The 24,607-nt window shown below is 73.1% G+C and carries 26 protein-coding genes; 9 read left to right on the top strand and 17 right to left on the bottom strand.

The genetic code is table 11. From position 1 onward, the window contains the following. The first annotated feature begins 12 nt into the window (after window positions 1-12). Both V6M57_RS01200 and V6M57_RS01195 read left to right on the top strand, forming a co-directional pair. Window positions 13-1,362, top strand: a complete 1,350-nt coding sequence (locus V6M57_RS01200) for an NAD(P)/FAD-dependent oxidoreductase (RefSeq protein WP_332813151.1) — start codon at window positions 13-15, stop codon at window positions 1,360-1,362. Between the two features lie 18 nt (window positions 1,363-1,380). Then, complete coding sequence (locus tag V6M57_RS01195; protein ID WP_332813150.1) at window positions 1,381-1,764, top strand: DUF5368 family protein; 384 nt, start codon at window positions 1,381-1,383, stop codon at window positions 1,762-1,764. A 42-nt stretch (window positions 1,765-1,806) separates the two neighbouring features. Here V6M57_RS01195 and V6M57_RS01190 read toward each other — a convergent pair whose 3' ends face one another. The 4 genes from V6M57_RS01190 to V6M57_RS01175 form a co-directional block, all read right to left on the bottom strand. Next, window positions 1,807-2,310: a hypothetical protein gene (locus V6M57_RS01190; protein ID WP_332813149.1), complete on the bottom strand. Its 504-nt coding sequence runs from the start codon at window positions 2,308-2,310 to the stop codon at window positions 1,807-1,809. 153 nt (window positions 2,311-2,463) lie between these two features. Continuing rightward, window positions 2,464-3,867, bottom strand: coding sequence for a sensor histidine kinase (locus tag V6M57_RS01185; RefSeq protein WP_332813148.1), 1,404 nt, complete (start codon window positions 3,865-3,867; stop codon window positions 2,464-2,466). Beyond that, window positions 3,864-4,526: a response regulator transcription factor gene (locus V6M57_RS01180; RefSeq protein WP_332813147.1), complete on the bottom strand. Its 663-nt coding sequence runs from the start codon at window positions 4,524-4,526 to the stop codon at window positions 3,864-3,866. Before V6M57_RS01180 ends, V6M57_RS01185 begins: the two co-directional genes overlap by 4 nt. Beyond that, the gene (locus V6M57_RS01175) at window positions 4,526-4,858 is read right to left on the bottom strand and encodes a PepSY domain-containing protein (RefSeq protein WP_332813146.1); all 333 of its coding nucleotides are present in this window, start codon (window positions 4,856-4,858) and stop codon (window positions 4,526-4,528) included. The genes V6M57_RS01180 and V6M57_RS01175 overlap by 1 nt, the downstream gene beginning before the upstream one ends. A gap of 124 nt (window positions 4,859-4,982) precedes the next feature. Here V6M57_RS01175 and V6M57_RS01170 point away from each other — a divergent pair, with 124 nt between their 5' ends. Genes V6M57_RS01170 through V6M57_RS01155 form a run of 4 tightly spaced genes read left to right on the top strand, consistent with a single transcriptional unit; the run spans window position 4,983 to window position 7,402 of the window. Beyond that, on the top strand, window positions 4,983-5,411 hold the full coding sequence (locus V6M57_RS01170) for a DUF1924 domain-containing protein (RefSeq protein ID WP_332813145.1): 429 nt from the start codon (window positions 4,983-4,985) through the stop codon (window positions 5,409-5,411). Further along, window positions 5,408-5,920, top strand: coding sequence for a diheme cytochrome c (locus V6M57_RS01165; protein WP_332813144.1), 513 nt, complete (start codon window positions 5,408-5,410; stop codon window positions 5,918-5,920). The genes V6M57_RS01170 and V6M57_RS01165 overlap by 4 nt, the downstream gene beginning before the upstream one ends. Window positions 5,921-5,940: 20 nt before the next feature. Further along, window positions 5,941-6,738, top strand: a complete 798-nt coding sequence (locus V6M57_RS01160) for a cytochrome b/b6 domain-containing protein (RefSeq protein ID WP_332813143.1) — start codon at window positions 5,941-5,943, stop codon at window positions 6,736-6,738. A 28-nt stretch (window positions 6,739-6,766) separates the two neighbouring features. Further along, entirely contained in the window at window positions 6,767-7,402 is a 636-nt protein-coding gene (locus V6M57_RS01155) for a lipoyl protein ligase domain-containing protein (RefSeq protein ID WP_332813142.1), read from the top strand. On the opposite strand, the gene V6M57_RS01150 is transcribed toward V6M57_RS01155, so the two are convergent. The 3 genes from V6M57_RS01150 to V6M57_RS01140 form a co-directional block, all read right to left on the bottom strand. After that, window positions 7,371-8,558: a phospholipase A gene (locus tag V6M57_RS01150; RefSeq protein ID WP_332813141.1), complete on the bottom strand. Its 1,188-nt coding sequence runs from the start codon at window positions 8,556-8,558 to the stop codon at window positions 7,371-7,373. The two genes, V6M57_RS01155 and V6M57_RS01150, sit on opposite strands and share 32 nt — an antisense overlap. 138 nt (window positions 8,559-8,696) lie before the next feature. Continuing rightward, the gene (locus tag V6M57_RS01145; RefSeq protein WP_332813140.1) at window positions 8,697-9,095 is read right to left on the bottom strand and encodes a hypothetical protein; all 399 of its coding nucleotides are present in this window, start codon (window positions 9,093-9,095) and stop codon (window positions 8,697-8,699) included. Continuing rightward, window positions 9,092-11,173, bottom strand: coding sequence for an ATP-dependent helicase (locus V6M57_RS01140; protein WP_332813139.1), 2,082 nt, complete (start codon window positions 11,171-11,173; stop codon window positions 9,092-9,094). The genes V6M57_RS01145 and V6M57_RS01140 overlap by 4 nt, the downstream gene beginning before the upstream one ends. Window positions 11,174-11,288: 115 nt before the next feature. On the opposite strand from V6M57_RS01140, the gene V6M57_RS01135 reads away from it, so the two are divergent. After that, the gene (locus V6M57_RS01135) at window positions 11,289-12,254 is read left to right on the top strand and encodes an AEC family transporter (protein ID WP_332813138.1); all 966 of its coding nucleotides are present in this window, start codon (window positions 11,289-11,291) and stop codon (window positions 12,252-12,254) included. A 154-nt stretch (window positions 12,255-12,408) separates the two neighbouring features. Here V6M57_RS01135 and V6M57_RS01130 read toward each other — a convergent pair whose 3' ends face one another. From V6M57_RS01130 to V6M57_RS01120, 3 genes are all read right to left on the bottom strand, one after another. Next, complete coding sequence (locus tag V6M57_RS01130; RefSeq protein WP_332813137.1) at window positions 12,409-13,935, bottom strand: MFS transporter; 1,527 nt, start codon at window positions 13,933-13,935, stop codon at window positions 12,409-12,411. Between the two features lie 44 nt (window positions 13,936-13,979). Next, on the bottom strand, window positions 13,980-14,282 hold the full coding sequence (locus V6M57_RS01125) for a hypothetical protein (protein WP_332813136.1): 303 nt from the start codon (window positions 14,280-14,282) through the stop codon (window positions 13,980-13,982). A 92-nt stretch (window positions 14,283-14,374) separates the two neighbouring features. Next, entirely contained in the window at window positions 14,375-15,562 is a 1,188-nt protein-coding gene (locus V6M57_RS01120; RefSeq protein ID WP_332813135.1) for an esterase/lipase family protein, read from the bottom strand. A gap of 238 nt (window positions 15,563-15,800) precedes the next feature. Here V6M57_RS01120 and V6M57_RS01115 point away from each other — a divergent pair, with 238 nt between their 5' ends. Continuing rightward, on the top strand, window positions 15,801-16,205 hold the full coding sequence (locus V6M57_RS01115) for a hypothetical protein (protein WP_332813134.1): 405 nt from the start codon (window positions 15,801-15,803) through the stop codon (window positions 16,203-16,205). Between the two features lie 148 nt (window positions 16,206-16,353). Here V6M57_RS01115 and V6M57_RS01110 read toward each other — a convergent pair whose 3' ends face one another. The 3 genes from V6M57_RS01110 to V6M57_RS01100 form a co-directional block, all read right to left on the bottom strand. Beyond that, window positions 16,354-16,803 (bottom strand): universal stress protein, encoded by a 450-nt coding sequence (locus tag V6M57_RS01110; RefSeq protein WP_332813133.1) that lies wholly within the window; start codon window positions 16,801-16,803, stop codon window positions 16,354-16,356. An 81-nt stretch (window positions 16,804-16,884) separates the two neighbouring features. Next, a complete protein-coding gene (locus tag V6M57_RS01105) occupies window positions 16,885-17,823 on the bottom strand; it encodes a 1-phosphofructokinase family hexose kinase (RefSeq protein ID WP_332813132.1) in 939 nt (312 codons plus the stop codon). A gap of 36 nt (window positions 17,824-17,859) precedes the next feature. Further along, on the bottom strand, window positions 17,860-18,285 hold the full coding sequence (locus V6M57_RS01100) for an Hsp20/alpha crystallin family protein (protein ID WP_332813131.1): 426 nt from the start codon (window positions 18,283-18,285) through the stop codon (window positions 17,860-17,862). Window positions 18,286-18,455: 170 nt separating this feature from the next. Here V6M57_RS01100 and V6M57_RS01095 point away from each other — a divergent pair, with 170 nt between their 5' ends. Next, window positions 18,456-19,463 (top strand): asparaginase, encoded by a 1,008-nt coding sequence (locus V6M57_RS01095; protein ID WP_332813130.1) that lies wholly within the window; start codon window positions 18,456-18,458, stop codon window positions 19,461-19,463. 105 nt (window positions 19,464-19,568) lie between these two features. Here the strand turns inward: V6M57_RS01095 and V6M57_RS01090 are convergent, their stop codons facing one another. From V6M57_RS01090 to V6M57_RS01075, 4 genes are all read right to left on the bottom strand, one after another. Then, complete coding sequence (locus V6M57_RS01090; RefSeq protein WP_332813129.1) at window positions 19,569-20,708, bottom strand: YeeE/YedE family protein; 1,140 nt, start codon at window positions 20,706-20,708, stop codon at window positions 19,569-19,571. Window positions 20,709-20,847: 139 nt separating this feature from the next. After that, window positions 20,848-22,260, bottom strand: a complete 1,413-nt coding sequence (locus V6M57_RS01085) for an enolase C-terminal domain-like protein (protein ID WP_332813128.1) — start codon at window positions 22,258-22,260, stop codon at window positions 20,848-20,850. Further along, a complete protein-coding gene (locus V6M57_RS01080; protein ID WP_332813127.1) occupies window positions 22,253-23,104 on the bottom strand; it encodes a sugar phosphate isomerase/epimerase family protein in 852 nt (283 codons plus the stop codon). Before V6M57_RS01080 ends, V6M57_RS01085 begins: the two co-directional genes overlap by 8 nt. After that, window positions 23,101-24,606 carry a tripartite tricarboxylate transporter permease gene (locus V6M57_RS01075; protein WP_332813126.1) on the bottom strand — a complete coding sequence of 502 codons (1,506 nt, stop codon included), beginning with the start codon at window positions 24,604-24,606 and terminating at the stop codon, window positions 23,101-23,103. The genes V6M57_RS01080 and V6M57_RS01075 overlap by 4 nt, the downstream gene beginning before the upstream one ends. Window position 24,607 lies beyond the last annotated feature (1 nt).

The raw sequence follows: 24,607 nt of genomic DNA, 5'->3' as shown, positions 1-24,607 counted from the left end.
GCAGGAGGCAACATGCAGGTCCGACTCGACGCCACGGCACGGCTTCCCGGCGGGGTGGATGCCGGCCGCCGCCGCTGGCTGCAGGGGCTGGCGGCGGCACCGCTGCTGGCCGGCGGCGCAACCGGCGCCGCGGCAGAGGCGGGCGCCGCGCTGAAGACCCGGGCCCGCATCGTCATCGCCGGCAGCGGCCTGGGCGGCATCGCGGTGGCCAGCCGCCTGTCCCGCCTGCTGGACGGCGCCTCGATCACCCTCGTGGATGCCAAGCTGGAGCACAACTACCAGCCCGGCTACACGCTGGTGGCCACCGGCGTGTGGCCGGTCGGCAAGGTGCGCGACCGCAACGCCGACTTCCAGCCGGCCGGGGCGCAGTGGGTGCAGGAGATGGTGGCCGGCTTCGACCCGGCGGCCAACCGCGTCGTCACCGCGGCGGGCCGGCGCATTCCCTACGACTTCCTGGTGGTGGCCACCGGGCTGCACCTGGACTACGCCCAGATCGAAGGCATGGACGTGGCGGCGATCGGCCGCGAGGGGCTGGGCAGCGTGTATGCCGGCCCGCAGGCGGCGCAGGCGACCTGGGCCGCGATGCAGGCCTATGCCGGCCGCGGCGGGCAGGCCCTCATGACGCTGCCGGCCACGCCGCTGAAGTGCGCGGGCGCGCTGAAGATGACCTTCATGCTGCGCGACCGGCTGCGCCAGGCCGGCACGCTCGACCGCTCGAAGGTGAGTTTCCTCTCGGCGCTGGGCAACGTGTTCGGCGTCAAGGCCGTCAACGACAACGTGCTGGCGCGCTGGAAGCAGCTGCGCATCGGCGTCGAGTACACGCAGAAGCTGGTGGCGGTGGACATCGGCGCGCGGCGCGCCACCTTCGTCTCGCCCGAAGGCGAGCGCAGCGAGCGGCCGTACGACTTCCTGCACGCCGTGCCGCCGATGCGCGCCCCCGATGCGGTCAAGGCCAGCGACCTGGCCTGGAAGGAGGGCCCGTTCGCCGCCGGCGGCTGGCTGGAAGTCGATCCGAAGACCCTGCAGCACCGCCGCTATCCCAACGTGTTCGGCGTCGGCGACATCAACGGCACCCCGCGCGGCAAGACCGCCGCCACGGTGAAGAAGAGCGCGCCCATCGTGGCCCACAACCTGGCGCAGGTGATCGCCGGCGCGCCGCCCGACCAGGCGTTCGACGGCTACACCTCCTGCCCGCTGATCACGCGCGAAGGCTCGGCGATGCTGATCGAGTTCGACTACGAGGGCCGCCTCACGCCCACGCTGCCGATGGTGGAGCCGCTGCAGGACAGCTACTTCGCCTGGCTGATGAAGTACCGCATGCTCAAGCCGGCCTACGTGGCCGTGCTCAAGGGCCGCGTCTGAACGGGAAGGAGCACCGCCATGTACGAGATCTGGCTCGCGCTGAACATCGTCCTGGAGATCGCGCGGCCGCTGGCCGTGCCGCTGCTGGTGGCCGCGGTGGCGCTGGCGGCGCTGTGGGGATGGGCGCTGCGGGCGGGCGGCGCCGGCTGGCGGCGCGGCTTCGCCTCGGCGCTGGCGGTGGCCGCCGTCGTCGCCCTGGCGGCCTTCCTGCTCGTGCCCTCGCTGACGAAATCGTCGCTGGCCGAACTGGGCTACGCGGTCGACTGGCTGGTGCTCGCGGCCATGGCCGCCGGTGCGGGCGCCGTGGCCGGCCTGTATGCCTGGCCGCTGCTGGCGCTGCGCGCCGGGGCGGGGAAGCGCGGCCGCGGCCTGCGTGGCTCGCCCGCACCCGCCGGCCGCTGAGCGCCGCCGCGCGCGGCGGCAGCGCTCCCGGTGCGGCGGCGCTCAGCCGCGCAGCTTCTTCCAGCCCGGGTGGTCGAAGGTGCGGCCGTACTCGTTCAGCGCCCCCAGCAGCTTGACGGCGCCGTCGCGCGGCCTGGCCTTGGACTTGCCGGACATCGCCTCGGTGCTCTCGCCGATCTGGCCGATGATCACGTGCAGCGCGGCGTCGGCATCGGGCGGCAGCTTGCAGTTGGCGACGATGTGGGCCACCTGCTGCTCGGTCTTGGCGGCGATCGCCTGGTACTGCTCGGGCGTCAGCTGGTTCTTGTGGATGGCTTCCAGCTGCGGCTCCAGGGCATGGCGGATCTCCGTCATGCCCTCGCGCAGCGGCGCGTCGGTGGCCCAGCGCTTGCCGGCCGGCAGCGGCTTGGCGGCTGCGGCGGCATGGCCGTGGTCGTGGGCCGCGCCGGCGGCCAGCGCCGGGGTGCCCGCGAGGTTCAGGGCGACGAATCCTGCGGCAGCCAGCGTCAGGACCAGCAGCCGGGGCGTGGCGGGGAGGGATCTCATGGGGTGTCCTTTCAAGGTCGTTTCGGGAAGGACGAAGGCCTTCCTCCCTGCCATGGAGCGGCGCCGGCCGGGCCGATTCCCGCCGGCTGGCCCCGTCTTGATATCTGCTAAGAATCGATGCCGGGCGGGGTGCGCGCGGCGGCACCGCCGGCCTCAGGCGGCCGGCAGCAGCAGCACCGCCAGCAGCCCGCCGCGCTCGCCGCGCTGCAGGTCCAGCGTGCCGCCGTACAGGCCGACCAGGTCCTGCACGATCGCCAGCCCGAGCCCGCTGCCCGGCAGTGTTTCGTCCAGCCGGACCCCCCGGCGCGCGGCCTGCGCGCGCTGTGCATCGTCGATGCCGGGTCCGTCGTCTTCCACCTCGATGCGAAGCTGCCGCCCCGCGGCGCCGCCGGCGGACGTCGCGCGGACATGGATCCCGCTGCGCGCCCACTTGCAGGCGTTGTCCAGCAGGTTGCCCAGGATCTCCTGCAGGTCCTGTTCCTCGCCCTGGAAGGCCAGGGTCGGCTCGACCGGTGCGAACTCGATGTGCAGGCCGCGCTGCGCGTGCACGCGGGCCATCACGCGCGCCAGCCCCTGCAGCACGGGCTCGACGCGCGTGGCCCGGCCGCCCGGGCGCGCCAGCGCGGCCGAGCGCGAGCGTGCCAGGTGCCAGTCCACGTGCCGGGCCGCCAGGTCGACCTGCTCGTGCACCAGCCGGCCCAGTTCCGCCGCTTCGCCGGCCGGCGCGGCGCCGGCGCCGGACAGGAGGCGGTCGCCCACCTGCCGCAGCACCGCCAGCGGCGTCTTGACGGCGTGCGCCAGGTTGCCGGCGTGCTTGCGCGCCTGCTCCACCATGGCCGCGTTGTGCGCCAGCACCGCATTGAATTCGTCCACCAGCGGCTGCACCTCGGCCGGGAAGCGGCCCTGCAGGCGCTGCGCGCGCTGGCCGCGCACCGCTTCCAGCGCCTCGCGCAGCGCCCGCAGGGGCGCCAGTCCCACCAGCACCTGGATCCAGGAGGCCGCCAGCAGCAGCGCGAACAGCACCAGCAGCGACAGCGCGAGCTGGCCGCGGAACCGCCGGACGGCCGCGTCCAGCGGCGCCGTGTCGGCCGCGACGGCGAGCCGCCAGCCGGCTTGCGGCTGGCGCGGGTCGTGCACGTCGCGCTCCAGCACCAGGACGGGGCGGCCGAGCGGACCGACCGCTTCATGCACGTGCACGTCGCGCGCGCCCACGTTGTCCGGCGGCAGCGCCAGGGCCTGGTCCCAGAGCGAGCGCGAACGCAGCACGCCGGCGCGGCCGGCCCCGTCCAGCTGCCAGTACAGGCCGGAGTAGGGCCGCTCCCAGCGCGGATCGCTCAGCGCGGCGGTATCGACGACGGGCTGCGCCGCGGCGTCGAAGTCGAGCCGTGCCGTGAGCTGGTCCAGCTGTCCCTGCAGCCCCTCGCGGAACTGCTGCATCGCGTGCTCGCGGAACAGCGCCGACAGTCCCCAGCCGGCCGCCAGCAGCGCCAGCGCCAGCACCCCCGCGGTGGCGGCCAGCAGCCGCCGGCGCAGCGACGGCGCAGGCGTGGCCTTCATGCGCCGGGCACGAGCCGGTAGCCCATGCCGCGCACCGTCTCGATCATCCCGGCGGGCAGCTTGCGGCGCAGGCGGGCGACGAACACCTCGATGGTGTTGGAGTCGCGCTCGAAGTCCTGCGCGTACAGGTGCTCGGTGAGCTCGGTGCGCGACACCACCGTGCCGGGCCGGTGCATCAGGTAGGCCAGCAGCTTGAACTCGTGGCTGGTCAGCGCCACCGGGGCGCCGTCGCAGGTCACGCGGCCGCTGCGCGTGTCCAGCGTGAGCGGGCCGCAGGCGAGCACCGCCGAGGCCAGCCCCTGCGCGCGCCGGATCAGGGCGCGCAGGCGCGCCAGCAGTTCCTCCACGTGGAAGGGTTTGGCCAGGTAGTCGTCGGCGCCGGCGTCGATGCCGGCCACCTTTTCGTGCCAGAGGTCGCGCGCGGTGAGGATCAGCACCGGCGTGGCCAGCCCGGCCGCGCGCCAGCGGCGCAGCACGCTCAGGCCGTCGAGCACCGGCAGGCCCAGGTCCAGCACGATGGCGTCGTACGGCTCCACCGATCCGAGGTGCAGCGCCTCCTGGCCGTCGTCGGCGGTGTCGACGGCGTAGCCGGCCTCGGCCAGCGCCTGCGACACCTGGCGGCGCAGGGCCGGCTCGTCTTCCACCAGCAGCAGCCGCATCAGCGTGCCTTTTCCCTGCGCCGCAGCACCTCGCCGCTCTTCGCATCGACTTCCAGCTTGAGCAGCGCGCCGCCGGGCTGAAGCAGCTTGAGTTCATAGACCCAGCGCTGCTGCTCGCGCTCCAGCTCCACCGCCATCACCTGGCCGGGGTGGGTCTGCGCGACCTGCTGCAGCACCCGGTCCAGCGGCAGCACGTCGCCGGCCTGCAGCGCGGCGCGCGCGCGGTCGTGGTCGTGCTCGTCGTGCCGGCCGGCCCAGCCGGCGGACGGGCCGGCGCCCAGCGCCAGCGCGGCGAGCAGCGGGAGCAGGCGGGCGAGGAGTCGGGTGCGCATGGAGCAGGGCGGGGCGGGTGAAGCATTGTGTCGCGCCGCAGCTGAACGGGGCATGAACGCCGCCTTCATCGGCGGTACAGGGGCGGCTTTGCACCATCGCGGCCATTCGATGAAAGGAATCCGCATGACCCCCCATTCCCGCAGGGTCGCTGCCGTGCGCGCGCTGCCGTGGGCCCTCTCGCTGTGGCTGGTAGCGGGTGCGCCCGCGGCCGGCGCGGCCGACACCTCGGCCGCACAGCAACTGCAGCACTGGAGCGCCCAGGCCGGCCGGCCCGGCGACGCCGCCGCCGGCCGCGTGTTCTTCACCAGCCGGCATGGCGGCGAGTGGTCCTGCGCCTCCTGCCACGGCAACCCGCCCACGGCCAACGGCCGCCACGAGGGCACCGGCAAGACCATCGCGCCGCTGGCGCCGGCGTTCAACCCCAAGTCGTTCACCGACACCGCCAAGGTCGACAAGTGGTTCCGCCGCAACTGCCGCGACGTGTTGGAGCGCGAATGCAGCGCCAAGGAAAAAGCCGACGTGATGGCCTTCCTGCAGGGGCTCAAGCCATGAGCCGCATCGCCGCCTTCGCAGCCCACACCCTGCTGCCGCTGCTGCTGGCAGCCGCACCCTGGGCCGCCCGGGCCGACAGCCGGCCGATGCCGGCGCAGGTGCCGCCCGCCTATCCCGCCGAGTGCGGCAGTTGCCACCTGGCCTTCCCGCCCGGCGCGCTGCCGGCGCGCTCCTGGCTGCGCATGATGTCCGGGCTGGACGACCACTACGGCACCGACGCCTCGCTGGACGCGGCCACGGTGCAGCAGCTGTCCGGCTGGCTGGCGGACAACGCCGGCAGCTGGAAGCGGGTGCGCGAGCAGCCGCCGCAGGACCGCATCACGCGCTCGGAATGGTTCGAGCGCAAGCACCGGCGCATCGAGCCGGCCGCCTGGAAGCTGCCCAGCATCAAGAGCGCCGCCAACTGCGCGGCCTGCCACGGCCGTGCCGAGCAGGGCCGGTTCGACGACGACCACCTGCGCGTGCCCGCCGGCCTCGACCCCCGTTCGCGGCGTGCCTTCGACGATTGACATCCCAAGGAGCTGTTGCCATGACCTCTTCTCCCTCCACGCTGGCGGCCGGCGCATCGGCCGCGGGGCCGGTGCCCAGCCGCCGCGTCGTCGACGCCCCTACCCGCATGTTCCACTGGCTGTTCGCGCTGAGCTTCGCCGGCGCCTGGCTGACCGGCGACGCCGAGCGCTGGCGCGCGCTGCACGTGGTGCTCGGCTACACCCTGGCAGGCCTGCTGGCGTTCCGCGTCGTCTATGGCCTGGTGGGGCCGAGGCACGCCCGCCTGAGCCTCACCTGGCGGCGGATCGCCGCGGCACCGCAGTGGCTGCGCTCGGCGTTCTCGACGCGGCTGGCCGGTGCCAACTGGCGGCAGGGGCAGAACCTGCTGGCCCCGCTGGCGATCCTGTCGATGATGGTGCTGGTGCTGCCGGTCACGCTCAGCGGCTATGCCACCTTCCACGAGTGGTCCGACGGCGAATGGCTGGAGGAGATCCACGAGTTCTTCGCCAACGCGATGCTGTTCGTGGTGTTCGCGCACCTTGCGCTGCTCGCGGCGCTGAGCCTGCTGCGGCGCCAGAACCAGGCCTTGCCCATGCTGACCGGCCGCCTGCCCGGCCGCGGCCCCGACCTGGCGAAGAAGAACCGGGCCGGCCTCGCGCTGCTGCTGCTGGCCGCGGTGCTGGCCTATGGCAGCTGGGAGTGGCAGCAGGCGCCCCACGGGCTGCTGCCGTCCAAGGCCTGGCGCGGCGACGACCATCGCCAGCGCCGGCACGGCGACGACGACGAGCGGGCGCGCGCGCCGGTGCGGCCGGCCCCGGTTCGGTCGATACTCGTGTGATGGCCATAGCCTCCCGGTCCGCACCCGCATGAAGCCCGCACGCCTCTGGGCGTGCGTGGGCCTGGTGCCCGCCGTCGTCCTCGGCCGCAGCCAGCGCGGCCTGTCCACCCACCCCGTGCTGCGGGTGCAGCGCCGCGCCAGCGGCGGTGGCGCGGTGCTGACCGGGCCCTGGATGCTGGAGGCGATGCTGCGGCTGCCGCGCTCGCATCCGGTGGCGGCCCGGGGCCCGGCGGAAGCGGCCCGCTGGTTCGGCCAGTTGCACCTGGACTGGCTGCGCGAGCAGGGCATCGCGGGCGCCGCGCTGCACGAAGGCCGGACCACCGCGCACTGGTCCTGCTTTGCCGGGCTCGGCCCGGGCGAGGTGCTGGCGCAGGGACGCAAGCTCACCGGCATCGCGCAGACCTGGCGCCGCCAGAACATCTACCTGTCGTCGGGCACCTTGCTGTTCGCGCCGCCCTGGGAGCGGCTGTGCGAGGTGCTGGGCCGGCCCGCCGGCGACGCGGCCGCCCTGCGCGCCCAGGCCACCTCCGTCCAGGAATGCCTGGGGCGCCAGGTGCAGGCATCCGGGTGGCTGCGCACGCTGCGCGAAAAGCTGGATTCCGCTTGCCTGTCCGCGTCGGCCGGCGCTGCGATCACCAGTCCACCAGGCTCAGCCCCACGCTGAAGGTCACGCGCCGGCGGTTGTAGTCCAGCAGGCTGTCGCCGTAGCCGGCGAACAGTTGCGTGTGCAGCTGCAGGCCACTGGACGAACCGGTGCCCTTGTCGGCCAGCGCGCGGAACCACTCGACGCGGATCGAGCCGCGGCCCGGCCGTTTCAGCGAATGGCGGGCCGTCATCGACCACAGGTTGTCGGCATCGGCCGACCAGATCGCCTGCAGTTCCGCGCGGCCCAGCCAGTCGCTGACGGCGGGGTTGTCGTCGGTGCCGGCTTCGGCCGCGCGGCGCCAGACCCGCCCGTGCAGCTGCAGCGAGCCGTGCTCTGCGCCGGCCATCAGGTAGGTGCGGTTCCAGCTGCGCGACAGCGGCAGCGACTGGCCGTTGGACTGGTGCGCCACCCCCACGCCGGCATAGCGCAGGCGCCACCGTCCCGGCAGCGCCGACTGCACCGGCGCCACGTACATGATTTCCGGTTCGTGGTCGGTGTTGCGGAAGGGCCGCGACAGGGCGGGCGTGAACAGCTGCCAGTACGACTGCTGCGTGTAGCCCAGCCAGAGCGAATCGCTCTCGTCCTCGTCACTCACCAGCAGGCCCTTGGCCACCTTGGTGCGCACCGACAGCTGCAGCCGCAGCTCGGTGTTGCGGTAGTCCACGTCGGTCAGGGCGGTGTTGAGCGGGTTGTCCGAGGTCGGGCGCCGGTTCACGCTGTCGGAGGCGACCACGCCGATGCTGATCGGCCGGTAGCCGCGCAGCCCGAAGGTGCCGCAATCGGCGCCGGGCTCCAGTTCCCAGAAGCGCGACATCGAGGAATAGCGGGGATCGCGGCAACCCTCCAGCCGGGTCAGGCGCAGGCCGATGCGGGTGCCGGCAGCCGAGCGCACCGGCGGCTCCGGCACCGGCGGCTCCGGCGCCGCCGGATCCGCCTCTGCTGCCGTCGCGGGCGCTGCCGCGGCGGGCGCCGCAGGCCCGGATGCAGGCGAGGCGTTGGCGGAGGCGCTGGCGCCGCCCTGGCTGCGCGACCAGCCGTCGAAGCAGGCCAGCCGCGCCGCGGGGTCGGCCACCGCGGTGCAGGCCTGCCAGGCTTGCGGGGAAGGAGGTTGCGCCTGCGCCGCCAGCGACGCGAACACGAGGCCGGCGGCCCCGCGCGTGAGGAAAACAGGCATCGGGCGATGCTAGCCGCAAGCCCGGCGCAAACTGCCGCGCTTGCGTTTCAAGGCGCTACAGCCTTGCGCATCGTGGGACCTGCGCACGGCCTGCGCCCGGCCTGCCGAAGACAGGAGCAACCGGGCCTGCCCGCCTCGCTACAGCTTGCGCAGCACGAAGGACCGCGCGGGCCGGTCGTCCTGCGGCTGCCAGCTGCCGCGGATCTCGCGCCCGCACGATCCCTCGACCACGTCGCCGAGCCAGGCGGCATCGATGCGCCGCCCGTCGGCCGATTCCTCCAGCGTGAGCGCGCCGTCCTCGATGTCCCCGGCCACCAGCCCGCGCCCCCCATTGCGGTTGATGGCCCCGCGCAGGCTTTGCGCATACTCCGGATGGCGCTCCAGCAGCAGCGTGGCGCCCTGCGGCAGGCCCTCGAATTCGGCGCGCCACAGCCCGAGCAGGTGGGCCTGCGTGACATCGGCCGGCGACGGGCAGGCGTCCGCGCCCGCGACCGCGGTGGCGCCCGCCAGCAGCAGGCCCGCCAGCAGCGCCTTCATGGCGTGCCGGCGGCGGCCGCCGCGCTGGCCGCGCTCCTGCGCGCGAACTCGGCGCGCAGCGCCTTGAGCTTCTCGCGCGGGTCTTCCTTCACGGTGGCGGTGTCCAGCGCCATCTCGGCGATGAAGCGGCTGGGCTGGGCGGCCACCACTTCGCGGCCCTTCTTGCGCCGCTTGGTCCAGCTCACCGCCAGCGACCGCTGGGCGCGCGTGATGCCCACGTACATCAGGCGGCGCTCTTCCTGCAGCCGCTGCACGATGCTCTCGCTCATCGGGCCATCGGCGCGGCCGCTGGGGCTGTCGTCTTCCCCCAGCTTGAAGGGCAGCAGGCCCTCCACGCAACCCACCAGCATCACGTGCGGCCACTCCAGCCCCTTGGCCGCGTGCAGGGTGGAGAGCGTCACCACGTTCTGGTCCTGTTCGCGCTCGGAGAGCGTGGACAGCAGCGAGATGGTCTGCGCCACCTCCAGCAGGCTCTTCTTCTCGCCGGCCGCAGCCACGCCCGCCGTGTCATCGACCTCGCCCCCGCAGCGCCCGGCCATCCAGTCGCAGAACTCCAGCACGTTGGTCCAGCGCGCCGCCGCCAGCTTCTCGCTGTCCTCGCTGTCGTACAGGTGCTTCTCGTAGCCGATGTCCTTGAGCCAGTCGGCCAGGAAGGCCTTCGCATCCTCGGCGCCCAGCGTGTGGCGGGCGCGATATTCGAGGTCGTTCACGTAGCGGCCGAATTCGTGCAGGCTGCCCACCGCCTTGGCCGGCAGCGCCGCGCCGAGCGAGGAGGAGAACAGGGCCTCGAACAGCGACAGCTTGTACTGGCTGGCGAACACGCCCAGGTTCGCGAGCGTGGTGTGGCCGATGCCGCGCTTGGGCGTGGTCACCGCGCGCAGGAAGGCCGGGTCGTCGTCGTTGTTCACCCACAGCCGCAGCCAGGCGCACAGGTCGCGGATCTCGGCACGGTCGAAGAAGCTCTGGCCGCCCGAGACCTTGTAGGGGATCTGCGCCTTGCGCAGGGCCTGCTCGAACACCCGGGCCTGGTGGTTGGCCCGGTACAGCACCGCGAAGTCCTTCCAGTCCTTGCCCTGCCCGTTGGCACGGATCGACTGGATGCGGGCGACGACGCGCTCGGCCTCGTGCGCCTCGTTGTCGCAATCGACCACCCGCACCGGCTCGCCCTCGCCCAGCTCGGAGAACAGGGTCTTGGGGAACAGCTTGGGGTTGGGCTGGATGACGTTGTTGGCGGCGCGCAGGATGGCGCCGGTGGAGCGGTAGTTCTGCTCCAGCTTGACCACCTTCAGCTGCGGCCAGTCCTGCGGCAGGCGCTTGAGGTTGTCCAGCGTGGCGCCGCGCCAGCCGTAGATCGACTGGTCGTCGTCGCCCACCGCGGTGAAGCGGCCACGCTCGCCCACCAGCAGCTTGAGCAGCTCGTACTGCGTGGCGTTGGTGTCCTGGTATTCGTCGACCAGCACGTGGCCCAGGTGCTGCTGCCACTTCGTGCGGACTTCGGCGTGGTCGCGCAGCAGCTTCAGCGGCAGCCCGATCAGGTCGTCGAAGTCCACGCTCTGGTAGGCGGTGAGCCGCTCCTGGTAGCGCGCCATGATGCGGGCGGTGACCTTCTCGTGGTCGTCCCTGGCCTGCGCCTCGGCCTGGGCCGCGTCCAGGCCCATGTTCTTCCACAGGCTGATCGCCCACTGCCACTGGCGCGCGGTGGCGGCGTCGGTGGTGCCGCCGGCGTCCTTCAGGATCGCGGTGACGTCGTCGGTGTCGAGGATGGAGAACTGCGGCTTGAGGCCCAGCACGGCGCCGTCCTGGCGCAGCAATCGCACGCCCAGCGCGTGGAAGGTGCAGATCACCACCTCCTTGGCCTCGCGACCGATCAGGCCCCTGGCGCGCTCGCGCATCTCGGCGGCGGCCTTGTTGGTGAAGGTGATGGCCAGGATGCGGCGCGCTGCCACGCCCGACTGGATCAGGCGGGCGACCTTGTGCGTGATCACGCGCGTCTTGCCCGAGCCGGCCCCGGCCAGCACCAGGCAGGGCCCGTGCATGTAGTTCACTGCTTCCTGCTGGGCGAGGTTGAGGCCGGACATTCGGGGGGTACTGCGGGCACGGGGCGCGGGGAGGGGGAAGCGGCGCATCATAAGCGCCGGCCTGCGCGCACCGGCGGCAAAAAGACCGCTGCGGGTTGCACGGACAATACGCCGCGTGCTCGATGTCCTGAAGGTCACCTTCCCCTTCTTTGCCCTGGTGCTGTGCGGCTACCTGGCTGCGCGCTGGCGCCTGCTGCCGCTGGAGGCGATCGGCGGGCTCAACTCGTTCGTCCTGTACTTCGCGCTGCCGGCCATGCTGTACGAGTTCGGCGCCGGCACGCCGCTGCCGCAGTTGCTGGACCCGGTGGCGTTCACCGTGTACCTGGCGTGCGCGCTGCTGATGGTGGCGGGCACGGTGCGGTTCAGCCTGAATGCGCGGATCGGGTGGAACGACGCCGCCTTCGGGGCGCTGGTGGCCGCTTTCCCCAACACCGGCTTCATGGGCGTGCCGCTGCTGGTGGCGCTGCTGGGGGCCGCGGCGGCCGGCCCGGCCATCCTGACCATCATGATCGACCTGGTGATCACCAGTTCGCTGTGCATCGCGCTCTCGCGGCTGGACGGCGCCGACGAGCACGGCGCGGCCACGGCGGCCCGCAAGGCGCTGCGCGGCATGGCGCTGAACCCGATGCCGTGGTCGATCGCGCTGGGCGCGCTGTCCTCCGGCCTGGGCGTGCTGCCGATCCAGCCGGTGATGGCCACGATCTCGCTGCTGGCCGACGCGGCCTCGCCGGTGGCGCTGTTCACCATCGGGGCGGTGCTGGCGCGCTCGCAGGTCGTGGCCGCCGCGTCCGAACACGGTCCGCTGCCGGCGCGCGATTTCGTGCCGGTCGCGGCGGCCAAGCTGCTGGTGCACCCGCTGCTGGTCTTCGCGGCCGGCCATGCCGCCATCGCGCTGGGCCTGCTGCTGGACCGCTTCTCGCTGTCCGTGATGGTGCTGGTGGCGGCGCTGCCCAGCGCCAGCAACGTATCGATGCTGGCCGAGCGCTTCGAGGCCGACAACGGGCGGATCGCCCGCATCATCCTGCTCACCACCGCGGTGGCGTTCCTCACGTTCTCGGCGGCCGTCGCGATGGTGAAGTGACACGCAACGGGTTCGTCCGTTCCGTGTCTCCGTTCCCTGTCATTCCGGCGAAAGCCGGAATCCACCGCCTCCCCGATCGAGACGGCGGCGATGGATTGCGGCTCGAGCCCCGATGACACCCGTCAATTGGCGGCGTGAGGGCCGCGATGGCATGTCAGGTGCCTTGCCGGCGGTCGAAGCCGCGCTGCTCCGGCCAGCGCGGCGGCTCCTGCATGCGGCGGCGCTCGGCGCGCCACCACTTGCGGCGTTCGTTCAGCCGCTCGAACGGGAACAGCCCCGGCAAGGCGGCCGACGACAGGTTGTTCAGCGAGCGCCGGGCCTCCAGCACGAAGGCCTGCACCACCTGGCGCTCGCTGACCTCCTGCCCTTCCTCGATGCGGTACAGCGCGTGGATCACGTACAGGCCCAGCATCGCCGAGATCGCGAACAGGAACTCCCAGTGCGCGAAGCTGAAGATGCCCACCTCCTTCCACTGCCCGGGCGATTGCCAGCGCACCACGGCCGACAACTCGCTGGCCTGGAACGCCTGGGCCAGCGCGCCGGCCAGCAGCGGCGCGATGCCGCCCGCCACCGCCGAGGCCAGCCCGATCGCGGCCAGGTAGACCGTGCCCTGACCGTGCGGGGCCAGCTTCAGGCCCAGGTTGCCGGTGGCCAGCACGATCCCGCCGGTGGCGATGCCCATCACGAAATGGATGGCGTACAGCAGCCCGAGCTGCCACTGCGCATCGCTCACCCCGTCGACGAACACCAGCGCCAGCACGCAGGTGAAGTGCACGGGCAGCGCCACCGCCAGCACGCCCTTGTTGGACAGCCGGTCCGACAGCCGGCCCCAGAGGTACAGGGTGAGCGCGTTGCTCACCTGGCTGGTCACCCACAGGCTGGTGACCGTGCCCACCGCGTAGCTGCGCTGCTCGATCAGGTAGACGGTCAGGAACGGCGCGGTGAAATTGGAGGCGATGGTCCATGCCGCCAGGAAGATCAGCAGTCGGCGGAAGTTCGGATGCGTGAACGGCCGGCGCAGGCGCTCCAGCACACCGCCGTCCGGCCCGCCCGCGGGCATGGCCGGCTCGGGCGCGCGACCCAGGTGCCAGGAGCTGATGAAGCCGGCGACGCCCGCGATCGCGAACGCGGCCGCATAGGCGTACATCGGATCGCCCTTGGGCGCGCTGTCGACCAGCTGGCCGGCGGCCAGCGTGCCGACGCAGGCCAGCGCCGTGCCGAAGAACAGGCGGCGCGAAAAGAAGCTGCCCAGCCCCTCATGCGGGATCAGCTGGTGCAGCCACGAGTTGATGGCGCAGCCGCCGACCGCATTGAAGGTGGCGATCAGCACCTGCGCGGCGATCAGCGCCGCCAGCGCGTAGCCGCCCGGCACGAAGGGCAGCACGGCCATCGCCAGCACCACCACCCGTGCCGCGGTGATCGTCAGCACGCCGATGCGCCGTCGCAGCCGCACCCGTTCGACCAGCAGGGTGGCCGGCAGCTGCGAGGCCTGCGCCAGGAAGGGAATGGCCGCCAGCAGGCCGACCTGCAGCGGGGTTGCGCCCAGGGTGAGCGCGAAGGCGACCAGGATCACGCCGCCGGAAAACGCGCCCGACAGGCTCGCCCATGCGAGATCCTGCACCAGCGCGCGCTGGCCGTGCGCCAGCTGTTCCGCCGTGACGTGGGCAACCGGGCGCAGCATCGTTCAGCGGGCGCCCCCTGCGCCCGGCTGCGCGCCGCAGGACCTCAGGCGGCGCCGTGCAGGCGCGCGGCGAAGTCGCCGTGCAGCGCCTTCGTCAGGTTGCGGCCGCGCCGCTCCGCTTCCGGATCGGGCAGGTCCAGCATCTCGCGCACGGTGGGCAGGGGCTCCAGGCAGGGCCCGAGCGCCGCCTCGAGGACACCCAGGCCGGTGGTTTCCAGTTCGGGGGAACCGCTTCGTTCCAGGTGCGCCTTGAGGTCGCGCACCACGCGGTGCATGAAGAGCTTGGTCGTTTCGGGCACCAGCAGGTCGCCGTTCATCTGCTCCTGGGCTCGGGGAAGATAGGACATCGCACGCACTCCACAAGTTGTGGCCAGTGTGCGGCGCCCGGTTCGCGCCTGCTGTCAGCGGCCTGCCTGCCCCCATGTGCGCGCGCGGCCCCTCAGGCCGACAGCCACTGGCGCATCTTGCGAAAGACGGCATCGCTGGCCAGCAAGCCCATGTGGTCCACGCCCTGCGCGACCCAGCGGTGTTCGTCGGCCAGGCCCGGGTCCTCGCGCATGCTCCCGGCGCGATCCAGCGCGCTGGCCACGGACACCAGTGAGTCGCCGCCGCCGTCGCCGACGGCGCCGGCTATCGCATGCACGCGCACGGTGGGCGGCAGCTGCGCGCCGGCGCCGGGCGGTGCCACGCCTGCGCGCGGATCGGCGGCCAGCACGCGGCCGGCGATGAAATCGTCGATGCCGGCGCTGCGCCGCCGCGGCAGCCGCGCGGGCAGCAGGCCCGCGGCGTGTCCGCCGCCCAGGCGTGCCAGCCAGGCCGCGACCTGGCGCGGATCGGCGCCGCCGTGCGGGGTGCCCAGGCACACCAGCTGCCGCACGCGCGCGGGCCAGGCCATGCCGCTGCGGCCGGCCTGGTGCAACGCGCTGCGCAGCACCAGCCCGCCCATGCCGTGCCCCACCAGCACCACGCCCTGCAGCGGCTGCGGCCAGTGCGACAGCACGGCCTGCAGTTCGGACGCGAGCTCGCGGCCCACTGCGGCAACCGGCCGGCCGCTGCTGTAGTGCGCATGCAGGGGCGTGCAGTCGAAGGCGGCAGCCAGCGCCTGCGCGTGGCCCGCGCCATGGCGCCTCCAGTGCAGCGGGTCCAGGCCGAGGTCGTGCGCCAGCACCAGCACGCGCGGTGTCGGCGTGTCGCCGCTGCGCTGCAGGCAGGTGCGGATCGCCAGCGGGTTGTCGCTGCGGTGGAGGTGGTCACCGGCCAGGGCATTCAGGAGCGCGAGCAGCGCCTCGCGCCGGGGAGAAGGCTCGTCCGGTTCCCGCTCGCGGTGCGGATCGGCCAGCGTGGCCTGCAGCGAAGCGAGCGCGAGGTCCATGGCGCCGCCGGCCAGCCCGGTCGTGCCGCGCAGTCCGTAATAGAGGGTGGCGCCCCAGCCGCTGCGCGGCGCAGCGATGCGCGCCCCCAGCGGGGGCGGCTGGACGCGGGCCAGGCGGTCGTGGGCGGCTTCCATGCGGTCGATGCCCAGCTTCACGCCGTCCATCGCCAGCCGCATGCCGCCGCGCAGGTCGCGCACGGCGGCGGCGGCCTGGCGCGGCCAGGCGGCACGCGTCGTCGCTGCGGGGCTCGGCATTGGCATCCTCCCTGTCCTTGTGCGCCGCCCATGCTAGGCGCGCGACGCCGGCGCCTGCGTAGGAAGAGGGTGACAAAAGCGGCGGCCGCACCGGCTTGCCGACCCGGCACGGCCGCACACCCCGCGCCGCCGCGTTCCTACACCCCGACGCCGGCCGGGCTGCCCAGAATGGCCGCAGGACTCGCGGCTGCGGCCGCGCTCCGCTTCTCATCATTTTTTTGGATCCGGGAGTTTCGACATGCTGAAGACCACACTGACCGCCGCGCTGCTGACCACGGCTGCCCTGGGCCTCGCCGCCTGCGATGTGCAGAAGACCGACGAAGGCAGCGTCGCGCTGCCCAAGTACGACGTCGACAAGACGCAGGAAGCCAGCGTCAACCTGCCGAAGTACGACGTCCGGAAGACGCAGGAGGGCAACGTCACCCTGCCGAAGGTGGACGTCCAGAAGACCGAGGAGGGCAAGGTGGACCTGCCCAACTACAACGTCAGGACGCCGGACGTGGACGTCGGCACCACGCAAAAGCAGGTCACCCTGCCGGATGTGGACGTGAATGCCGAGAAGAAGACCATCGAGGTGCCCAAGGTCACGGTGACCACGCCCGACGAGAAGGAGCAGCAGGCGAAGGCGGGCGAGAAGCAGTAGCCGGGCGGTGTCGTGCCGGGCTCGGGCCCGGCATCCCTTTCCGGAAGTCGGGCGCCGGGCGGCGGCCGGGAACTCGATTGCGGGTCAAGCCCGCAACGACATGCGCGCCTGGGCCTGCAGCGGCGCGCGCAGCGCCGTCATGGCGCGCTCACTCGGGCTCGCTGCCGCGGATCACCAGCACCGGTGCCGTCGCCAGCCGGATGATCTGCTCGGCGCCGCTGCCCAGCAGCAGGCGCCCCATGCCGCGGCGCCCGTGGGTGCCGACCACGATCAGGTCGGCCTTCCACTCCTTGGCGCACTGGGCGATCGATTCACCCAGGCGGTTGGCGGTCTGTTCCAGCAAGCGGGTCTCGACGTCGACGCCGGCGTCGCGCGCGCGCTGGGCCGCCTCGTTCAGCGACCTCGCCCCGGCCTCGCGCGCCACCATGAGCAGCTGGCCCGAGTAGTCCATGCCGGCGACGAAGGCGAGCTCCTCCACCGCATGCACTGCCAGCAGCCGGCCGCCGGACGCGCTGGCGAACTCGATGGCGGTGGACAGGGCCTGCAGCGCGGTGGCGCTGCCGTCGACGGGAACGAGGATGCGTTGGTAGCTGGGCATGGGAACCTCCTGCGCGCGGACAACCGCGGCCCCGAGCATATCGGCGCGCGGCGGCCGCCGCCGTCGCCGGCACGACGCCGGTCAGGCCGGCCGCACCTGCACCTGCCCGCGCAGCCGGTCCACGTCCTGCGCTCGTGCGAGGCTGGTGCCGCCGCCCAGCAGCGAGGCGCTGCCGGCTGCCATCGCGGTGGCCAGCCCGTCGGCGAGGTCGCCGGAGCGCTCCAGCGCGAACACCAGCCCGGCCAGGAAACTGTCGCCGGCGCCCACCGTGCCGGCCACGTCCACCGCCAGGCCCGGCGCGCGCAGCGCCTGCTCGCGCGTGACCAGCAGCGCGCCTTGCGCGCCGAGCGAGACGGCGATGACCTCGGCCCGGCCCCGGGCGATCAGCGCCCGCGCCGCGCGCAGCCAGTCGGCCTCGCCGGCCAGCGGCTCGCCGGCGAGCGCGCGCAGTTCCGACAGGCTGGGCTTGGCCAGGTACAGCCCGGCCTCGAAGGCGGCCGGCAGGGCCGCACCGGAGGTGTCGACCACCAGCCGGCTGCCCAGCCCGCGCGCCACCGCCGCCAGCTCGTGCTGGAACGACAGCGGCACGCCCGGCGCCAGGCTGCCGCTGGCGACGATCCAGCGCGGCGCCGGCGCGAAGCGGCCGAGTGCGTCGAGGCAGGCGCGCCATTCGCGCTCGCCCAGTTCCGGTCCCGGCAGCACGAAGCGGTACTCGCGGCCGGTGGCGCTCTCGCCGACCGTGAAGCTCTCGCGCGTCTCGCCGCCGATGCCGATGCAGTGCACCGGCACGTCCTCGGCCTGCACCAGGTCGCGCAGGCGGTCGCCGGTCGGCCCGCCGCAGGGGAACACGGCCGTCACGCCGGCGCCGAGCCGGCGCAGCACCCGCGCCACGTTGATGCCGCCGCCGCCGGGGTCGAAGCGCGGCTGCGCGCAGCGCAGCTTGTGCGCATCGACCACGCGCTCGGTGTGCGTGGAGACGTCGAGCGCGGGGTTCAGCGTCAGCGTGACGAAGTCGGCCATGCGGGGATTGTCCCCCGCGCGGCGCTGCCGGCGGGATCAGGCGATGGTGATCTTGCGCGCGGCCGCCGGCGCCTTCTTGGGCAGCTGCAGGCTCAGCACGCCGTCGGCGTAGCTGGCCTGCACCTTGCCGTCGTCGATGTCGCTGGCCAGGCTGAAGCTGCGCGACATGCTGCCGTAGTAACGCTCGCTGCGCAGCACCTTGTCGCCTTCGCCGCGGGTCTCCTTCTCGCTCTTGCATTCCGCGTCGATGCGCACCACGTTGCCGTCCACCCGCACGTGGATGTCCTCCTTGCGCACGCCGGGCAGGTCGGCCTTGACCTGGTAGCCCTGGTCGTTCTCGCTCACGTCGATGCGCATGCGCAGGGGCTGGTTGTCTTCGTTGTGCATCGGCGCGAAGAAGCGCCGGAAGGCTGCATCGAAGGGATCGCTGAACGCGGGGTCCAGCACTCGCAGGTTGCTCATGGTGGTCTTGCTCCTTGCTCGTCGATGGGTCGGCGCCGGTCGGCGCCGGCTCCCATGGTCCCCGGCCCGGAACCGCTGTCCAGCCAAAGCCGGCGGCATCGCGCGTAGGCGCACGCTTGCGTCGGGCTGGGAGGGTCCAGGCGTGCGCACGCGAGCGCGACAATGCGGCGATGAGTGGACTCGTGCCCCTGATCGACACCTTCCGCGGCGGCACGCTGGAGTGCCGGCACTTCGGCGCGGTGGCGGTGTGCGACGCCCAGGGCCGCGTGCGGGCCCAGGCCGGCGACCCGCACTGGCTGAGCTTCACCCGATCGACCCTCAAGCCGTTCCAGGCCCTGCCCTTCGTCGAAGCCGGCGGCCCGGCCCACTTCCGTTTCAGCGAGCGGCAGCTGGCCCTGCTGTGCGCCAGCCACAGCGGCGAGCCCATGCACGTGCGGGAGGTGCAGGACATGCTGGCCAAGGCGGGCCTGGACCACACGGTGCTCCAGTGCGGCTGCCACCTGCCGATCTACGTCGGCGACGGCGTCGGGCCGGCGCCCGACCGCTTCGACGAGCGCCACCACAACTGCAGCGGCAAGCACGCCGGCTTCGTCGCCTGGTGCGTGCAGCATCGCCAGCCGGTCGAGAGCTACCTGGACCCCGGCCATCCGCTGCAGCAGGCCGTGCGGCGCGACGTGGCCCGTGCGGCCGGGCTGGCGCCCGAGCGCATGAAGAGCGGCACCGACGGCTGCTCGGCGCCCAACTACGCGCTGCCGCTGTCCAGCTTGGCGCGGGCCTATGCGCGGCTGGCCAGCGGCGAGCGCGACGCCGAGTTCGGCGCCAGCTTCGGGCCGCTCTCGCAGGCCATGCGCGCCCATCCCGAACTGGTGTCCGGCACCGGGCGCAACGACCTGGCCTTCATGCAGGCCGGCCGCGGCGACTGGGTGAGCAAGGCCGGCGCCGATGGGGTGCAGGCGGTGGCCAGCGTGAGCCGGGGCGAGGCGATCGCGGTGAAGGTGATCGACGGCAGCAAGCTGGCGGCGACCGCGGCCGCGCTGGCGGTCATGGACCAGCTCGGCTGGCTGGACGAGCGCCAGCGCGAGGAGCTGCGGCCCTGGCGGGCCGAGGTGGTTCGCAGCGTGCGCGGCGCACCGGTGGGCGAGCGGCGCGCGGCGTTCCGGCTCGGGCGCGGCGGCTGACGCCGGCACCCGCCCGGCGCCTGCACGGGACGGACGAGACGCGGCGGCACGGGATCGCGGCCACCGTCTGCCCCGGCGAAGGCGGCAGCCGGCGTGTCGGGGCGGTCAGGCCGCGGCAGCGCCGGCCTGGGCCTGCTCGTCGCTGCGCTGCTGCCACCACAGCACGCCCAGCGCGCCGGCCACCATGCCGATCACCGCCAGCAGCGAGCCGGCCGACAGCAGGGCGGCGCCGGTGATGCCGTTGCCGACCGAGCAGCCCAGCGCCGTCACCCCGCCGAAGCCCATCAGGGCGCCGGCCGCCACGTTGGTGAGCAGCTCGCGCGGGGTGCGCGGGGTCTCCAGCCGCCAGTCGCCGCGCCAGCGCGCGCTCAGGTGGCTGCCCAGCACCATGCCGGCCACCAGCATCACGCCGAAGGTGGCCACCGTGTTGCGGTCGGTCCAGAGGGTCAGGAGGTCGAAGGTGTGGGCCAGCGGCGCCACGAACGACAGGCCTTCCGGCCGGCGGCCCTGGGTGCCCAGCCAGGCCGCGTCCAGGGTTTCGGGGTGCTCGGCGACGAAGCCGACATGGCCGGTCAGCCAGAAGGCGGCGGCGACCAGTACGCCGACGCCGGCGCCGCCGATCCAGGCGCTGGACTCCAGCCGGCCGCGCAGGCGCCAGGCCAGGCCGCCCACGGCCAGCAGCAGCAGGGCCGCGAAGGCGGCGCGAACCGCGCCGGCCGACAGGCCGAGCGCGCCGCCGAGCAGCGAGCCGAGGTCCTGCGGCCGCGACAGCGTGACCGACAGGCTGTCGAACAGCGCCGTGCGGGGCACGGCGAGGATGCCCCGGATGGTCATGATGGAAACGAGCGCCACCACCGCCAGCGTGATCCAGGCGTTCAGGTCGCCCTGGCCGGCCTTGACCAGGCAACGCTGCGGGCAGCCGGGCGCCAGCATCATGCCGACCCCGAACAGCAGCCCGCCGGCCAGCGCCGAGAACCAGGGCAGGCGCTCGCTCCAGGCCAGGGCGCGGGTCGCGTCGAAGGCGCCGGCGGCGATCATCGCCTGCAGCAGCACCGCGCCGACGGCCACCGCCAGCACCCAGGAGAACAGGCGCGAGGGGCCGCGGAAGGTGACCCAGTCGGCGATGCCGCCGCGCACGCAGAACCGGGTGGCCTGGGCCACCGCCCCGAACGCCATGCCCAGCGGCAGCGCGCCCCAGACCACCAGGCGGGTCAGGAGGGTGAGAGTCTCGGGGGTGGCATCCATGGGGGCTCGTGCTCGGCGTGGGCCGGGATGATAAACAAGGCCGTGCGCCGGCGCCGGCGGGTGTTCCGATGGCAGCGGCGGGATCGGGGTGGGAGCCGGATGGCGGGGCAAGCCTGCCCCGGCAGGAGGCCGGCCGCGCTCAGGCCAGCGCCTGCATGGCGCCGAAGTCCGGCATGGCCGAGCTGGCGTAGCCGATGCCGGCAAGCGAACCGAGCGCCACGCGGCCGTCGCGGATGCGCAGGCGCACGGCGCCGTGGCTGCGCTCGTACAGGTCGGGATGCGCGCGCAGGAAGGCCTGCTGCTCGGCCTCGGGCAGGGCCGCCATGCCGTTGACGTAGTGGTGGCCGTTGCGCTCGACGTGGCGGATGCCCAGCAGGTTGGCCAGCGCCAGGTCCTGCTGCACCGACAGCCCCGCCTGCGTGGTCAGGTCCTCGCCGGACATGAAGTACAGGGGCTCGCCCGCTTCGCGGTTCCAGGCCGCGCAGCGCGCCGCGTTGAGGAGGGAGCGGTACACGCCCTTGCAGGTCTTGGACGACACCCCGGCGTAGCCGTGCGCGCGCGCCTGCACGAAGGCGTCGAGCTCGCCATCCGACTCGTCGATGATCACCGGCTTGCCCAGTTGCGCGCCGCGCAGGTCCTCGGTGAGCGCCAGCTTGCGCGCGATCGGCTGCTCGATGAACACGATCGAATCCCACAGCCGCGCCAGCGCCGGCGTGGCGCGGATCGCCGCCACCAGTTCGGCCACGCCGGCGGCGCACTGGTACTGCTCGTTGCCGTCCAGCGAGACGAAGTAGGGGTCGGGACTGCGGTCGAGCACTGCCGCGATCGCCTGCAGGCGCTGCAGGTCGGCCGGCACCTGGCCGCCCACCTTCAGCTTGAACCAGCGGTGGCCGTGGGCGGCGATCGCTTCCTCCAGCGTTTCGGGCAGGCCGTCGCCCACCCGCTGCGGCAGGTCGGCCCCGGTGATCGCGTCCAGCAGGCCGACGGTGTGGCGCGCCTCGATGTCGGCGCGCGGCTGCAGGCCGGCCAGCAGTGCGTCGATCGCCAGGCCGTCGAACTCGGGCCGGCCCGGCCCGATGCCGGCCAGGTTGCGGCGCACCGCGTCGTAGAAGGACAAGCCGGCCAGCCGGCACACCGCATCGAGCACCGCCCGGTCGACCAGGGCCGGCCCGTAGGCCGCCAGCAGCGGGTTGAAGCCGCGCCGGCCGCACAACGCCTGGTGCGCATCGTGGTGGCGGGCGAAGTGGCCGAAGGCGGTGGCCGGCGCGGCGTCGGCCAGGTAGGCCTCGCGCGCCAGCCGCAGCACCTGGCGCAGCTGATCGAAGTTGTCCTCGTTGGACAGCTGCAGGTTCTTGTCGAACCACTTGGGCGCCATCAGCTCGGCCGCCGCACCCCAGTGGCCGAGGCCGCCGGCCGCCTCCACCCGCACGCGCGCGAACGCCTGCGGGCACTCGGTGAGCGTGACCACGCCGAAGCGGAACGGCAGGCGCAGCTTCACCGGCCGTTCGTACAGCTCGATCTCGCGCAGCCGCACGGGCAGGGCATCAGCCATGGTGCTGCAGTCCTTCCAGCAGCCCGCGCAGGTAGCCGATGGCGCGCGCGGCGCAGCCGGGCCCGTCGGGCACGTAGTCGAAGGGTTCGACCGCGATGATCCCGCCGTAGTGGCCCTGCTGCTGCAGCGACAGCAGCGTCCGCAGGATGGGCTCGAACGCCATCGCGCCCTGGCCGGGCCCGCGCCGGTTCGGGTCGTTGACCTGCACGTGGGCGACCTGGCCGCCGGGGATCCAGCGCGCCATCAGCTCGGCGACCGGCTCGCGCTCGGCCTGGCCGGCCGCGCTGCAGTCGATCATGGTCCTGAGGGCGGGCGAGCCGACCTCCTGCACCATCCAGGCGGCTTCCGCCACGGTGTTGACCAGGTCGGTCTCGCGCGGCGACAGCGGCTCCAGGCAGTAGGTCACGCCGCAGGCTTCGGCCCGGCGGGCGGCGCGCGCCAGGCCCTCGCGGGCGCGTGCCCAGGCCTGCGCGCGGGTGGCGCCGGGCGGCACCGAACGCTGCCGCGGCGAGCCGTGCACCAGGTAGCGACCGCCCATGGCTGCGCACAGCTCGACCAGGCGCTCCATCACGGCCGCCGTGCGATCGCGCAGCGCGGCGTCGTCGCCGACCAGCGACAGGCCGGCGGGCGCCACCAGCAGCCAGTGGAGGCCGGACACCTGCAGGCCATGGTCGTTCGCGATGCGGGCGAAGGCGGCGGCCTGCGCGTCGGTCATCCGCGACGGGTCTTCGGCCAGCGTGAACGGCGCCACCTCCAGCGCGTCGTAGCCGAGCGCAGCCGCCAGCCGGCACTGCTGCTCGAAGGGCAGTGGCTGCAGCACCTCGTTGCACAGGGCGATCTTCATGCGGGTCCCGCCGCCGGCCGGCGCGTGAACAGGCGGCGCACCCGCGGCAGCCTGAGGATCATCACCAGCGCGATCAGGGCGAACAGCGTGCCCGAGATCGGCCGGGTGAAGAAGGGCGACAGGTCGCCGTCGGACAGCACCAGCCCGCGGCGGAAGTTCTTCTCCAGCAGGTCGCCCAGCACGATGCCCAGCACCATCGGCGCGACCGGGTAGCCGAAGCGGCGCATCAGGAAGCCGATCAGCCCGAAGGCCACCATCACCCAGACGTCGAACAGGCGCGAGGCCAGCGCATAGGTGCCGATGGTGCACAGCACCAGCAGCATGGGCATGATGATGGTGGTGGGCACGCGCAGCACCTGCACCAGCAGCTTGGTCAGCGTGAGCCCGTAGATGAAGATGCCGATGGTGGCCAGCATCATCATGGCGACCACGTCGTAGACGAACTGGGGCGACTCGACCATGATCATCGGCCCCGGCTTGACGCCGTGGATCAGCATGGCCGCCATCAGCACCGCCGCCGGCGCCGAACCCGGCACCTGCAGCGTCAGCACCGGGATGATGGCGCCGGGCACGCAGGCGTTGTCGCCGGTCTCCGCGGCCATCAGGCCCTCGACCGAGCCCTTGCCGAACTGCTCCTTCTCCTTGCTGGCGCGCTTGGCGGCGGCGTAGGACGACCAGGCGGCCACGTCCTCGCCCACGCCCGGCACGATGCCCATGAAGGTGCCGATCAGCCCGCTGCGCACGATGGTGCGCCAGTAGCGCACCACGTCGGCGATCCTCGGGATCACCGAGTCGAGCGCACTCACCTTCACCGGCGGGCGCTTCTCCTGCATGGCCACCAGGATCTCGGCGAAGCCGAAGGCGCCGACCAGCGCCGGCACCAGCGAGATGCCGCCGGCCAGGTCGCGGTTGCCGAAGTTGAAGCGCTCGTAGGCATGGATGCCGTCCTGGCCGATGGTGGCGATGAACAGCCCGGCGATGCCGGCGATCCAGCCCTTGAGCGGGTCGCCGCCGGTGAGCGTGGCCGAGACGATCACGCCGAACACCGCCAGCCAGAAGAACTCGTAGGCACCGAACCGGAGCGCGAACTCGCCCAGCACCGGGGTGAACAGCGCCAGCGCCAGCATGCCGATCAGGGTGCCCAGCACCGAGCCGCTGGTGGCGATGCCCATGGCCTTGCCGGCCATGCCCTGGCGCGCCAGCGCGTAGCCGTCCAGGCAGGACGCAGCCGACGCCGGCGTGCCGGGGATGTTCAGCAGGATGGCGCTGCGGCTGCCGCCGTAGATGGCGCCCACGTAGGTGCAGATCAGCACCAGCAGCGCCTGCGAGGACGGCAGCTTGATGGTCAGCGTGGTCATCAGCGCCACGCCCATGGTCGCCGTCAGCCCCGGCAGCGCGCCGATCACCACCCCCACCAGCGCCGAGGCCAGCACCAGCAGGATCGAGCCGGGAGTCAGGAAGCTGGCCAGCGAGTGGCCGAACGCGAACAGGCCTTGGAACATC

It is taken from the genome of Ramlibacter sp., from assembly GCF_036676645.1.
In the GTDB taxonomy this organism is placed as follows: Bacteria; Pseudomonadota; Gammaproteobacteria; order Burkholderiales; family Burkholderiaceae_C; genus Ramlibacter.
The sequence above is the reverse complement of the archived record's forward strand: the minus strand, read 5'-3'. Positions and strand labels throughout refer to the sequence as shown.